Source organism: Chloroflexota bacterium, assembly GCA_018648225.1.
Lineage (GTDB): Bacteria > Chloroflexota > Anaerolineae > Anaerolineales > UBA11858 > NIOZ-UU35.
In genome coordinates this window covers 2,945-16,521 of record JABGRQ010000051.1, presented here as the reverse complement: position 1 = coordinate 16,521, position 13,577 = coordinate 2,945, and the positions used below count along the sequence as shown (strand labels likewise).

The 13,577-nt window shown below is 54.2% G+C and carries 10 protein-coding genes; 2 read left to right on the top strand and 8 right to left on the bottom strand.

Features of this window, described 5'->3' with window-relative positions:
- The 3 genes from HN413_03170 to HN413_03160 form a co-directional block, all read right to left on the bottom strand.
- Nucleotides 1–3,917, bottom strand: a 3,917-nt coding sequence (locus HN413_03170; GenBank protein ID MBT3389387.1) for a hypothetical protein, incomplete at its 3' end; no start/stop codon positions are given.
- Between the two features lie 69 nt (nt 3,918–3,986).
- Nucleotides 3,987–6,152 (bottom strand): hypothetical protein, encoded by a 2,166-nt coding sequence (locus tag HN413_03165; protein ID MBT3389386.1) that lies wholly within the window; start codon nt 6,150–6,152, stop codon nt 3,987–3,989.
- Nucleotides 6,153–6,225: 73 nt separating this feature from the next.
- The gene (locus HN413_03160; GenBank protein ID MBT3389385.1) at nt 6,226–7,047 is read right to left on the bottom strand and encodes a class I SAM-dependent methyltransferase; all 822 of its coding nucleotides are present in this window, start codon (nt 7,045–7,047) and stop codon (nt 6,226–6,228) included.
- A 64-nt stretch (nt 7,048–7,111) separates the two neighbouring features.
- On the opposite strand from HN413_03160, the gene HN413_03155 reads away from it, so the two are divergent.
- Together HN413_03155 and HN413_03150 are read left to right on the top strand one after the other, a co-directional pair.
- A complete protein-coding gene (locus HN413_03155; protein MBT3389384.1) occupies nt 7,112–7,390 on the top strand; it encodes a CopG family transcriptional regulator in 279 nt (92 codons plus the stop codon).
- The gene (locus HN413_03150) at nt 7,353–7,790 is read left to right on the top strand and encodes a type II toxin-antitoxin system VapC family toxin (protein ID MBT3389383.1); all 438 of its coding nucleotides are present in this window, start codon (nt 7,353–7,355) and stop codon (nt 7,788–7,790) included. Before HN413_03155 ends, HN413_03150 begins: the two co-directional genes overlap by 38 nt.
- Before the next feature lie 4 nt (nt 7,791–7,794).
- Here HN413_03150 and HN413_03145 read toward each other — a convergent pair whose 3' ends face one another.
- The 5 genes from HN413_03145 to HN413_03125 all read right to left on the bottom strand — a co-directional run.
- Entirely contained in the window at nt 7,795–8,961 is a 1,167-nt protein-coding gene (locus HN413_03145) for a glycosyltransferase family 4 protein (protein MBT3389382.1), read from the bottom strand.
- 129 nt (nt 8,962–9,090) lie between these two features.
- Nucleotides 9,091–10,119, bottom strand: coding sequence for an NAD-dependent epimerase/dehydratase family protein (locus HN413_03140; GenBank protein MBT3389381.1), 1,029 nt, complete (start codon nt 10,117–10,119; stop codon nt 9,091–9,093).
- A gap of 26 nt (nt 10,120–10,145) precedes the next feature.
- The gene (locus HN413_03135) at nt 10,146–11,153 is read right to left on the bottom strand and encodes a flippase-like domain-containing protein (protein ID MBT3389380.1); all 1,008 of its coding nucleotides are present in this window, start codon (nt 11,151–11,153) and stop codon (nt 10,146–10,148) included.
- Nucleotides 11,146–12,948, bottom strand: a complete 1,803-nt coding sequence (lepA, locus tag HN413_03130) for an elongation factor 4 (GenBank protein ID MBT3389379.1) — start codon at nt 12,946–12,948, stop codon at nt 11,146–11,148. The genes HN413_03135 and lepA overlap by 8 nt, the downstream gene beginning before the upstream one ends.
- 125 nt (nt 12,949–13,073) lie before the next feature.
- The coding region (locus tag HN413_03125; protein ID MBT3389378.1) for a hypothetical protein at nt 13,074–13,577 on the bottom strand (504 nt) is incomplete at its 5' end.

The window sequence follows — 13,577 nt, the reverse complement described above, 5'->3', positions numbered from 1 at the left end:
AGCGCCCCAATTGCCAACCCACCAATGAGAAAACTCAGCCCAATACGCAACGGAGAATGCCCAGGGGTGGTGCGCCCCGCCCAGGCTTTGCCCAGCACCACTGAGAGCGCCCAACCCACGACCAATAGCGCGATGGGTATGGCGATCATGTGGGCATGCAGATCGGCATAGAGGAACGTAAAGAAGGGGAATTCGGTAATCGGGTTGCCGTGCTGAGCGCCGATGACGCGGCTGGGGTTCCAGTACCATTCGTCGAGGCGATAGTTGAGGGCTGCGCCGCCGAGAGATTTGACCATCCCCTGGAGCGCCCAAAATAACCGCTGGAACAAGCCTGCCGCGCTGATCTCTTCGCTGGGGACAATCAAACGTTGGTAGCCGCGCATGAGCATCTGTAAAAGGCCCAAATTGCCAAGGGTGGACATGGCGAGTGCACCACCGAATGCAATCAAAGACCGACGACCAACGACCGACGACGGAGGGCGGACATCACCCGTCTCCCGTCCTCCGTCCTCCGTCTCCCCAAATAGATTCCAGACAATTGAAAAGGCGCCCATCGCCACCAGTGAATAGAGCGTTGGCAAAATCAGATTATAGGCAAAAGTCGGCATAATTCCCAAAAATTTGACCAGCACGCCGATAATCACGTAGCCGTAATAATAGTAGTTGATATAGCCACCCGCGAACCAGGGATCGTAAGGCGGAAAAGTTGTACTCTTCAACACGGCATTGAAATAGGACAAATCCATTGGTTTCTCGCCGCCCTTCCAGGGATGCCATAAATCGGGGTTGCCCAGGCGAATGAGCAGGAAAATCAGGAAGAAAAGCAGGAACAGCCCTTCGACGGTCAGGAAATATTTACGCTTTTCGCGCCACTCGGCACGCAATCCATCACGTTGACGGTAGGCTAGCCAGCCGCCCAGCAAAGCGATCAGGAGCAGCACCAACCCAATCGTCAGGCGCGTAACCGGAATACGAACCGACCCCGCCATCCACACCAGCCAGGCCAGCAGTACCAACCCGGTAACACGCGCCAGCGGATAGCCGCGGTCGGGCAAGCCCGACATGGCGAAACGCACCAGCGGATAGGTCATCAGCCCCAGGGCAAAGACGCTAAAATACCACAGCAGCACGCCAGCGAAATGCGAGCGATTTTGAAGCGCCTCCGTATCAAATAATTCTGCCCAGGTGCCGCCCACCCGCTGTTCAGTCAAACGCGCATCGGGCAGCATCAAATCAGCGGGGAAGGTATCGGCCTGTTTGGGCGTCACGCGCACCACTTTGCCCAAATCCACCGCTCCCAAAATTTCGGCCACCCGCGCCGGATCATAGGCTTCGGTTTTGGCGAATACGAACACCTTCGGATGATCGTAGACCGTAAAAGCTTCTTCGGCAAATTGATCGTTGATCTCGAAATTACCCAACCTGGGGTTCGACTGGAAAATCTGCACCAGTTCAAAGCCCAAATCGCCCGCGAACATGCCCGGCTCAGCCACGTTATAACACCATTCAATCGTCTGTTCTACAGGGCAGCCCAGCAAGTGGCGGTAATATTCACTCGTCAGCGGGTAACGCTCCGGGACGCGAGTCGTGCTGGCCCATTGGCGGCTCGAAGTAATCAACACAAAATCGGCCTGTGCCAGTGTACCTGTGAAGCGTTGCAACTTCTCGTCGTTATCGTCCCAGTACATCTCAAAATTCAACCCGCCCTGGTAGATGCCGCCATAGGGGTCGTAGCCATCCATGCGCAGCGGCAAACCATCATCCCAGGTGGTCTCATTCGCCAGCGCCGCCCCTGAGAGTTGCACCTGTCCAGCCCCGTTCAGGTCAAAGTTCAAATAATAGGTCGTGTCTTCAGTCAGTTCCAGCGGCGTGTCCAATTGGAGGCTGAAACCCGTGCCGCGGTAATCATCGCCGGGCAGAAATTCATCCGTGATGGACGCGGCAGCGACCGACTCGCCATCCGGCGTGAGGGATAGACTCGCCGTGAGGGTTTTCTCCCCCGCGCGAACCGTCGGACTCGCTCGAAGTTGGCGCGCCGTAAACCCGGAGAGCGTGCCCGCATCCAGGGGAATGAACGCCGCCGTATACGGGCTATCGGGGCGCGCTGTGCAATCCGCGCCCGGATTCACATCCTGCATCACCACCGGATCGACCGTCTGAATCTCAAAATGCAGCACATCGCACACATCAACTTCTTCCAGTCCACCCAAGACTTCAAAAGTCAGTATATATGTACTATCCGTACCAACAAAGACATCCTGCCCGAAGTTGATCGCAAAATCGCTGCTCTCTGGCAGCGAGAGGGGCAAATCCGCGCCAGAGAGCGTGGTCACAACCAGCGGCGTGTCCGGTGATTGCGCCGAGGTCAGGCTAACGATCAGATTCCCCACCGCGCCAACGTCAGCAACATGCGGCAGCAGAATTTCGTTCAGCGTTCCACTGGCATACGCCGTGAACTGCGTGTGATACGGCGCGCCACTGCCGATACTCAATCCCTGCGAAAATGGCAAAGGCTGGGCATACACGCCATCATCGGTTTCAATTTGCAAACTAATCGGTCCGGCGAAATGCTGCAACATCCAGCGCGTCGCCTCCACGCGCGTGTGCGGCACGGTATAAATGCGCGAGAAGGCGAAGGCCCAGGCGAAGGTTAGTACCAAAACAAAACCGCCGAGCAAAATCCCCGTTGCACGTTGAAGGTTGAAGGTTGAAGGTTTGCCAACTTGCAACCTGTGACCTACAACCTGCAACACTACCCACGCCGCCATCATCGCCAACGCCGGGTAGATCGGCAACTGGTAGCGCATGGTGCTGTTCCATTGCAGCGACTGCCAGACAAAATAAACCGTCGTCCAACCCCACAACAGAATATGCTGTCGCCATTCCCCCTTGAACATGCGCCAGCCCATCCACAAGAAACCCGCCCAGGCCAGCAAGCCCAGCGGAAGCCCCAGCCCCCACACCGTCAGGTTTTGCCATGAGAACCACAGCGGACGCCGCGCCCATTGCAACGCTGGAGGAAAATCGACATCGCCGCCCGTCTGCGCGCTGAGCGATTTGAGATTCTCCACCCATTGCGGATTAGGCAGCATCCCAAAAAAGCCCGGCCCGGAGAAAGCATAGGGCTGGAAGATACGAAAAGTCAGAATGCTGACCAATCCGGCCAGGGCCACATAACTAAGAATGCGCCCCGCCTGCTGCTGCCGTTCTTCAACGGACAAGCGCAGGAAATACAGCGCCGCCGCAACTGGCAAAGCCAGCGCAACCGGGATGGCGTTGATCTTGGAGGCAACGGCCATGCCCAGGGCGAGACCGAAGAGCAGGTAGGACGGGAGACGGGGGACGGAGGAAGGGGCATCTTCCGCTGATTCGCTGACTCGCTGACTCCCAACTTCCACCGCGAAATAGAACGCTAAAAAGGTAAAGAAGTTAATGAACGTATCTACCGTGAAAAAGTGCGACTGTTGAATCGGCAGCACGGCAAAGGCGTAGAAGGCCGCCGCCAGCACCCCAACCTTGCGGCTGTACAAACGTTGCGCTGTCAGGAATATCAGCCAGACCACACCCAAATCGGCCAGCGCCGACAACGCCCTACCGACTCGATACACTTCGCCGTAGCCGGTATCACCCAGCCAGTCGGCCACATAACGCACAATAAAAATTGGCAACGTACCATAAACAAAGAACCCATGCCCGCGGTTATGTGGATTAAGGCTCGAATTGACCGTATCAAAATAATCGCCCAAGCTCTGCACCGGCTCCAGGCTCGATTCCACCATCGTCAAAAAGCGCTCATCCGGGTGTAGGTGTTGCTCTGCATCCCAATCCAGGCCAACGAGGCGCAAATAAGCCCCTGCAGCGAGAATATACAGCATCAGGACGATATAACCGAGTTTGGTAAATTTGGTAGTGATCATAAGGTTTTGGGTTGAAGGTTGAAGGTTGAAAGTGAATTTTTAACCTTCAACCTTTACTTTCGACGCTTATTATTTCGGCGGTACGTAGTAGATATAAAAGTCTTTGCCCTCTATCGCCGAGTCGTAGAGTTGCACCGCGCCGTTGGGGTAGAGGGTTTTCAGCATGTCGCGGGTATCGGTATCTTCGAGTTTGTAAAGGAATAATTTCGCGTGCGGATTGTCCAGGGTATCGACAATCTGATTGGGCCACAGGGCGTAATCGCGCAGTGGCACATCGGCGCGCATCCCTACCAGACGCGTATCAACCCAATGCGGGTAGGGCACTACCCAGGCGCTGTCTTCGTCGCCAATCGTATCGGAAAATTGGCGAATCACAGCGCCGAGTTCGGATGTATTCCACGAGCTACGGGCAAAATTTTCGCGGTATTGGTTGAAGACGAGATCAAAGTTTTGGGCACAGGACCCACCCAACAGGAGAATGCCCACCCCCCAAACTAACCACTGCCTGCGCGCGGGGATGCGCGGATTCCTTTCGAGCTGATTCAGAAATCCGTCCAGGGTCATCCCAACGATCAGGAACACCGGTATTAGCGCGGCCCCAGTGCGATTGAGTGAAGGGTTTTCGTCGGGGAAAGCCAACGAAAAAATGGAAGGCATCATCAATAAGGGAATCGAGATCAGCCAGAAAAGATCGAGCCAGTTTCGGCGACGCAGATAGCGCACAGTGAGCATCAGCCCGCCTAGCGCAAAGAGCGCCGCAGAGACCATTCCCAGCGCCGGACGATGTGTCACCGAATGTACCCAAATTTCACCATTATCCCAGAAGAACATCGTCATCGCGCCCCATAAATTTTGGGTGAAAATCTGCCAAACCGGTTCGAGGAAGGGCTGTTCGACTTCGCTCATGCGGGTCATCGTGCGGTAGGTAAAACCCGGCATATCGCTGAGGGCGTACCGCAAGAGCGGCGCGAAGATCAGCAACGAAACGAAGACCAGCAAAATTAACCCCCAGATGGCCTGACGGCGTTGGGCGCGGGGACGCTTGTGCAAAAGATACAAGCCGACCGCCGCCAACACGACGAAAGGCACAAAACGAGAAGGGCTATAACCATGCAGGCCGAGGCCGAGAAATAGCCCGGCGAGCAGAAAATCGTTGCGCGAGCCGCGACGCAGGCCGCGCACAAGAAAATATAGTGTCGGCGCAGCGAAAAAGGGGTACAGCGCAAAGCGCAGCGCCACGCGCGCGATCACATTCGGCCAATAGGCGATCCCGGCAAAGGCCATTGCCAACAGACCGGCGCGGCGGCTGGAAACTTCCTTGCCCAATAGATAGATGAAGGGCAACGTGAACAGACCCGCGAAGGCCGTGCCTAATTTGAGACTCAGGAACGATAGATCGGTGTTGAAGATTAGCGACATCGCCGCGGTCAGGTACATCTGAAAGGCTTCGCGCCCGGTGTTGCGCGGGAAGAAGATGCTGTATTTCCCTGCGAGCACATCGGCGACATCGTAGAGCTTTTCGGCATGATCGCTGAACATCTCCGGCGGTACCTGGTCGAGCTGGTAGAAGCGATAGAATGCAGAAAGAGCGAAAACCGCCAGGACGAGTAAGCTCCACGGGGAGAAGGTGATGCCGCTGGATTTGAATTTCTCGAAGGCGGTGCTCAGTCGCGCTCGTAGGGTCGGTGTTTCGGGGGGAATATACCAGAAGGCGTAGAAAAATCCGGCCAGTGCGATCAGCCACAGGGTAAGGTTGATCTGCGTAAAACGGTTTCCGCCAAAAGCCAGAAAGGCCAACAAGCCAAAGACGATGCTGATCCACATCCCGAGGGGGCGCGCTGTCATCGGGTCTGAGGTTTCAGGCTGGGCGGGCACTGCAGGCAGGGTCACGCGACCACGCAGCGAACCCCACAACAGGAATCCTGCCGCCAGCAGGTAAAAACTCATCCCCAGCAGAATGCTGCGCGTGGGCGGCTCCAGCGCGCGTTGAGCGGCCAGAGCAAGGATTAACGGAAGCATCACCCACCAGCCAGGCCAGTTCCAGATTTCCAGACGCGGAGCGGGAATTTCGGCGTCGGGTTCTGTCGGCCCAACGTCAAACATTGAAACGCCTGCGGGGGAGACCATTTCAGCCGAATCTACGCTGCCAACCCCTGGCTGTGGAATTTCAACCACGTCGCCGCGCCAGAAGAAGATTTTGGATTTTACATAATCGAGAACAGAGGGTTCATTCATAATCAGCCCCCAATGATACCAGATGAAGCGAAGGAGCCAAAGGAGCTAAATGCTACTGGTTCCTCAGAAATTTTTATCGCCTGCGAGTGATATAGAATGAGTAAGCCCCATCGTCACGCTCCGACGGCTCATTGTAGTAGGGTTCCACAAGGCGACGCGTAAGAGCGAGATTCCAGCGGGTTGGAGAGAGAATCCAGCGTCCGAAGAACAACTTGCTAACCCAGGCAGGCAACCCGAAATAGTGACCCCACTCGAGGGTGTGCAATGCCCCCGGAGAGAAATAATGCCACCAGCGCACAATCTCGAAACCAGCCTTGTCAAGCCGTGCCTGCCACACTTCGGGCGAATCACAATGATGATGGCGTGAGATGCGATTGAAAAATGCACGATAGGCATCCCCAAACTTGCGTAGACCCAAGCGATCAAAGAAGCGGCTTATTGAGAGAGTCGCTAAAAAATTGTGATTCGGCACACAAAAGATGAACGCTGCGTCGGGTTGCAGCACACGGGCGGTTTCGGCGAGGACTTCATCGAGATGGGGAACGTGCTCAAGTACCGAGTTGCTGACCGCGCTGGAAAAATAACCATCGGGGAAAGGCATCGCCGCCCCATCGGACTGTGCCAACCCCTGGTAGGCATCCCGTTTCCCAGCTTCGAGCAGCGGCTCCCACCAGGGGTCTATACCTACTTCGAGGGGACGCGGAAATGCAATCGGGGCAAAGTGTCCATCACCGCAGCCTAAATCAAGAGTCGGCGCGGGTAGGTCAATATCAATATAGGCGCGTGCTTCCACGGCGCGCAGCAGGGCACGGAAGTAGGGGAGCGTGCTGAGGTTCTCCCAAAGGTAATCTTTTGGGGGTTGAAAGTTGAGGGTTGAAGGTTGAGACGATTTCATAGGAGGAAAGCTGATATAATTACATCACTTCTGGAAAAGTGATTACACTTCAAGGAGCAAGCTAATGATTCGCACACAAATCCAATTGACCGAAGATCAACACAAATTCTTGCGCGAGAAGGCCGCTGAATATCATATCTCGATGGCTGAATTAATCCGCCGTAGCGTGAATTTGTTCGCCGAACAACAGGTCGGCCCCAGCCGGGAGGAACTCAAACGTCGGGCGCTGTCCATCGGCGCATACCACGACATCGAAGGCGCCACCGATGTTTCCATCAACCACGATAAATACCTGGCAGAAATCTATGCTGAAATTGGCGGCAACGATGATGATCTTGATTGATACATCGGCCTTGCTTGCCCTGTTGTCATTGCAAGATAGTTTGCATCCAATCGCCAGACAAACCTGGGATTATTTCGTTGAAGAAGACATCCCAATTTACGCGAACAATTATTTGCTGGTCGAAGCCTATGCGTTACTCCAAAATCGCCTGGGGATGAGCGCCATCCGCGACTTACAAAAGAAGATCGTTCCCTGGCTGCATATAGAGTGGGTCAGCGTCCATCAACATCAAGAGATCGTCGATGCTTTTCTGGTCGCCAACCGCCGCCGGTTGAGCCTAGTGGACTGCGCCAGTTTTGCCACCATGCGCCAACTGGGGATTCACACGGCCTTCACATTCGATCCACATTTCGCCGAACAAGGCTTCGATGTTGTTCCGGCCTTATCGCCTTCTTCCTGATCGCCTAATCACCAAGTTCATTCAGCAATTCTCGATACAGCTTTTCATATGCCTGGGCGTTGGCGCGCGGTTCAAAGGTGCGGGCGATTTCTGTGGGGTTGCCTTTAAATTTTTCAGGATTGGCAAAAATTTCCAACAGCGCGTCGGCCAGGGCATCCGCGTCGCCGATAGGGACGACCAGGCCCATGCCAGTCATCGTCGGGGGTTGGCGCACCCCGGGAAGATTGGAGGCCACCGCGGGGACGCCGTTGAGCATGGCTTCAATTTGCACCAACCCAAAAGTCTCGGTGGAATTCAGACTGGGGACGACGAGTACATCCAGCGCGGGGTAAAACGTGGACATTTGGATTGGATTCAGCACCCCGAGGAATTTCCACTGCCCGTGGGCCTGATACTGCTCAATCACGGGAGACAAACGCGCAAAATAGGCTTCTTCGCCCATCACATCTGCATATTGACCGGCATACAACACCAGCATATCGGAATATCGTGCCAACACTTTGGGCAAGGCATCCAGCAGAATTTCGACACCCTTCTCAGATGCAAAGCGCGTCGCCATGCCAATCACCGGGCGGCGCCCCTCGGGGTTGTGTTCCGCCTGGAAAGCAGATGCATCTTCAATACTGGCCGCGGGCAATTCCACCGGAGGCAGAATCACGCGTACTTTTTCAGCGAAACGCATCAGATATGGGGAATGAGAAGCGAAATCTTGGGTGTATGCACCGATGCGATGCGTAAATCGGCCAGCCAGATGATTCATGCTATGCACGACCGCATTGACCAGACGATTAAAAAAGCCTGTCGGTAATTCCAGATCACAATGATAGGTAATCACCGTGGGTTTACGCAGCAACCGCCCACGCAGGGCAACCCCAGCAGCATCAAACTGCGGCAGGTGCAGGTGAATAACATCATGCTCTAAGGCCAGCTTCCAAGCCAGATAGCCGAAGGCAGGCATAATCACACCCTTGCTGACGCGGAAAAGCACGGGAGCGCGCACCACGCGCACACCCTCGCAAATTTCTTCACGCGCCAGAGTTTTCTCATATTGCGAGGTCAGTACGGTGACGTGATGACCTTGTTTCACTAATGTTTTCGCAAGGCGTTCCACATAAATAGTCAGGCCGCTAGTGTGGGGGCGGTAATAGGTGAGGACGGTGAGGATGCGCATGACGAGGTTTGCAAGTTACAGGTTGAAAGTTGAAGGTTGGTAGGTTTTTACCACAAAGGCACAAAGAAAAACTTTGTGACTCTTCGCGTTCTTTGTGTTCTTCGTGGTTAATTTTTGCATTTGCCAAAGTTACACGAATAATGATTTATTCGTTTGTACCCAGCTAAACAGTCGGCGGACACCCTGTTCAACGCTGACTTTCGGCTGCCAGCCCAACTCACGCTCGGCTTTGCGAATGTCGGAGACGTAGACGCGTTGGTCGCCGGGGCGCCAATCGGCGCGGGCGATGGGGATTTTTGCACCAAGTAAATTTTCGAGCAGCGGGCCAAACTCCGCCCAGATCGAGAGGGTATTCTGCGGGCCGCCGCCGATATTGTAGACTTGCCCGGAGGCCGTAGCGATATTGGCAATCGCTGCGTCGTAGGCATCAAGTAAATCTTCGATGAAAAGTACGTCACGCACCTGCTTGCCATCGCCGTAAATTGTGATCGGTTTACCCAGCAACGCTGCGATCACAAACCACGCCACCCAGCCCTGATCTTCGATGCCAAACTGCCGCAGGCCGTAAATGCAGCTCTGGCGCAGCACTACGGTGGGTAATTCATAGATGCGGGCGTAATCACGCACATATTGGTCACCGGCGCCTTTGCTGCATCCGTAGGGTGAGTGAAAATCGAGCGGTTGCGTTTCGGGAACACCGTGAGGCAGGTCGGCATAGGCGTAACAGGTCGCAGCTTCTCGCACGGTTGTGTCATCCATGCCGCCGTAGACTTTATTGGTGGATGCGTACAAGACGGCAGGCAGCCGTCCGGATAACCGCGCCGCTTCGAGCAGGTTGAATGTCCCCAGGGCGTTGTCCAAAAAATCTTTGCGGGGATCCAGCACCGAGCTGGTCACGGCAACCTGCCCGGCCAGGTGGACAATCACATCAACGCCGCGGGCTGCATCCTTGAGTGATTCCACATCCCCCACATCGGCTGCCACCAAAAAAAACGAACCCACCCCATGGGTGGATTGCAACCAATTCAGGTTGAGCTTCGCCCCAGCGCGGGATAAGTTATCAAAAACTGTGACGCGCTCCCCACGACGTAGCAAGCGATTAACATAGTTTGACCCGATGAATCCCGCTCCACCGGTCACAAGATATTTTTTCGACATAACAAGCTCCAGAAATAGCGCTGGAATTATGGCTTCAAACGCTTCAGGTTTTGAAAGATCTGTCCAATCGACAGATTGCTGCTGGACAAACCATACGCACCCAGCACCCCGGTAATCAACACATACGCCAGATGGGCAGTGACGGCGAAGGCAAAAGCAGTTGAAAACGGAATACCAAACACAGCCAGCGCGCCGACAATGGCGGCTTCGTACACACCTACATATCCCGGCGAGGAGGGAATGGCTACCCCCATAGCAGAAACGCCCAGCGCAAATGTGGCGTGAATGATTTTGGCATTGGCATAGAAAGCGCGCAGAAACAGGAATTGAATCAGCACTGCGAAAATCCAGCCGCCTGTGATCAAAACAAAGATTTGCAAAAAACGACCTGGAGAGGTGAGCGCGCCGAGACCTTCTAAAAATGATTCGAAACGCTCTTTGCCTAAACGCAAGATCAGCGGCCAGCGTTCGCCCAGACACTCGAACTGCTTCAAGGCCCACTGACGATAGCGCGCCAGTAAATATAGCACCACAAATCCGAAGACGACCACCCCGCCGACGATCAGCGCCACTTGCTGGGCGTTGGATGTTTGCAGCACAAACGGCAACGATCCCAAGAGCAGCGCGGCGGCAAAGGCCATATCAAACGCCCGCTCAATCAGAACCGATGGAAAAATTCGCCAAAAACCCGGCCCATCGCGGCCCAAAATATAGACGCGCCCTAACTCGCCGAGACGGAAAGGCAACACATTATTGAGCAAATATCCGGTGTGCATGGCGAAGAAAACTTTGCGATACGGCACTGTTTTTTGTAGAATCAGATACCAGGCCAAGGCGCGCAAAAAATAAGAAGCCGCATAAAATGGCACAGCCAGCAACAAATAGCCCCATTCGGCCTGACGCACGGCCAGCCACACTTCTTGCCAGTCAAACAGACGAAAAAGCACCAGCAGCGCCAATAGGCTGATAAGCATACCGGGCAACATACTGCGCCAAATACTTTTCTCTTGTAGTGTTTTCTCTGAATCAGTCATCACGTAATCGCAATACCGCCAGAAAAGCTTCTTGCGGTATTTCTACATTTCCCACACTCTTCATGCGTTTCTTGCCCTTCTTCTGTTTTTCGAGCAGTTTGCGCTTGCGGGAGACATCGCCACCGTAACACTTGGCAAGTACATCTTTGCGCATGGCTTTAATATTGGCCCGCGAAATCACCCGCCCGCCCGCCGATGCCTGGATGGGCACAGCGAACATTTGGCGTGGAATGAGTTCTTTCAACTTCGTCACAAAGGCCTGCCCCCGGCGATAGGCAGCATCGCGGTGGACGATCATTGCCAGCGCATCGACCGGTTCTCTATTGACCAGTACTTCGAGCTTAATCAGATCATCGACGCGGTATTCGGCAAACTGATAATCCAGCGAGGCATAGCCGCGCGTGCCCGATTTGAGATAGTCAAAGAAATCGATGATTAATTCGGAAAGCGGAATATCAAAATTCAACTGCACACGATTGGCAGTGGGGTAATCCTGGTCGATGAAAATACCGCGCCGCGAAGTGGCTAATTCCATAACAACACCGTAATAATCTGTCGGCGTAAATATCTGAATTTTCATCCATGGCTCGCGCACTTCTTCGATCTCACCGTCTTCGGGTAATTCGGCAGGCGAATCGATCCGGATCGTCTGCCCATTCCGCAGCAACACTTCATATTCTACCGAAGGCGCGGTGGCAATAATATCCAGATCATATTCGCGCTCGAGACGCTCCTGAATAATTTCCATGTGGAAGAGGCCCAAAAAGCCGCAGCGGAAGCCAAAATTGAGCGCCTGTGAAGTCTCTGGTTGGTAGACCAATGAAGCATCGTTGAGTTGCAACTTCGCCAGAGCGTCACGCAAATCTTCGTAATCTTCGCCCTCCACTGGGTAGATACCCGCGAATACCATCGGCTTGACTTGCTGGTAACCTGGTAATGGTTTTTCTGCCTGACGGTTGGCAAGCGTTACTGTATCGCCCACGCGGCACTCGTTGACGCTCTTCAGACCGGTGGCAATGTAGCCAACTTCGCCTGTAGCTAGTTTTTTCACAGCTTTCATTTGCGGTGAAAAAAGTCCGATTTCTACGGGCGAGAGGGTGGATTTTGTTGCCATCAAATGCAATTGATCAGTGGGTTGGATTTCGCCATCGAAGACGCGCACATAAGCAACAACGCCCTTATAGGGATCGTAGTGCGAATCGAAGATCAACGCCCGCAGGGGGTTTTCGGGGACTCCCTTTGGGGGTGGTACCCGCTCGACAACGGCAGCCAACACCGCTTCTACATTGATGCCCGATTTGGCCGAGATTTTGAGAATTTCATCTTCCGGAGTCCCCAACAAATTGCTGATCTCTGCGGCAACTTCATCGGGCCGCGCCGCGGGCAGATCGATTTTATTGATGACCGGAATAATCTCCAGATCGGCTTCCATCGCCATATAGAGATTCGCCAGGGTTTGAGCTTCGATGCCCTGCGAAGCATCTACTATCAGAAGCGCGCCCTCGCAGGCATACATGGCGCGGCTAACTTCGTAGCCGAAATCGACATGACCGGGAGTATCGATCAGGTTGAGTTCATAGGTTGCGCCATCGGAAGCCGAATAGCTCATGCGCACCGCCGAGGCCTTGATAGTGACGCCCTTCTCGCGCTCCAAATCCATCGTATCCAAAACCTGGGCCATCATGTCGCGCTCAGAGATGGTGCCGGTGACTTGCAACAGGCGATCGGCCAGCGTAGATTTGCCGTGGTCGATATGCGCAATAATACTGAAATTACGGATGTATTGAATGTCCATTTGCGGGGCGTAGTATAACCGATTTAAGAGAGATTAGGGATTGGTGATTTGGGGACATTCACCGCAAAGACACGAAGGCACTAAAAAACTCTCTGTTTTAACTTCGTGTCTTTGTGGCTTCGTGGTTATTCTTCCGCTTCGGGAATTAGAAAATCGATCTGTTCTTGCCAATCCATCCCGAGAACGACAGGATAGCGCAGACGGGCGAGAAATTCAATATTTCCCTTCGGCCCTTCGATGGGCGATTGGATCAGACCGGTGACGCTAAAACCTTGTTCTTCGGCATAGGCGAGAATATCCGTGAGGACGCGGCGATGTACTTCGGGGTCGCGGATGACACCTTTGCCGCGCGCAGCATCGCGACGCCCGGCTTCGAATTGGGGTTTGATGAGGGCGACAATCTCACCCCTCACCACTCCCCCAACCCCATCACCACTCCCACTGGGAGAGGAGAGGGGGCGAAGGGGGTGAGGTGAGGGCAGCCACTCCTTCACAACGGGCAACAGAATCTTTAATGAAATAAATGAAGCATCAATGGTCACAAAGCTCACCGGCTCTGGTAAATTTTCGACAAATCGAGCATTGGTTTCTTCCATCACTACCACGCGCAAGTCTTTGCGCAATTTCCA

What these genes read in the sequence shown, in the direction of transcription:
- HN413_03165 (MBT3389386.1), bottom strand. Translation starts at nt 6,152, where the DNA reads ATGAATGAACCCTCTGTTCTCGATTATGTAAAATCCAAAATCTTCTTC.
- HN413_03160 (MBT3389385.1), bottom strand. Translation starts at nt 7,047, where the DNA reads ATGAAATCGTCTCAACCTTCAACCCTCAACTTTCAACCCCCAAAAGAT.
- HN413_03155 (MBT3389384.1), top strand. Translation starts at nt 7,112, where the DNA reads ATGATTCGCACACAAATCCAATTGACCGAAGATCAACACAAATTCTTG.
- HN413_03150 (MBT3389383.1), top strand. Translation starts at nt 7,353, where the DNA reads ATGCTGAAATTGGCGGCAACGATGATGATCTTGATTGATACATCGGCC.
- HN413_03145 (MBT3389382.1), bottom strand. Translation starts at nt 8,961, where the DNA reads ATGCGCATCCTCACCGTCCTCACCTATTACCGCCCCCACACTAGCGGC.
- HN413_03140 (MBT3389381.1), bottom strand. Translation starts at nt 10,119, where the DNA reads ATGTCGAAAAAATATCTTGTGACCGGTGGAGCGGGATTCATCGGGTCA.
- HN413_03135 (MBT3389380.1), bottom strand. Translation starts at nt 11,153, where the DNA reads ATGACTGATTCAGAGAAAACACTACAAGAGAAAAGTATTTGGCGCAGT.
- lepA (MBT3389379.1), bottom strand. Translation starts at nt 12,948, where the DNA reads ATGGACATTCAATACATCCGTAATTTCAGTATTATTGCGCATATCGAC.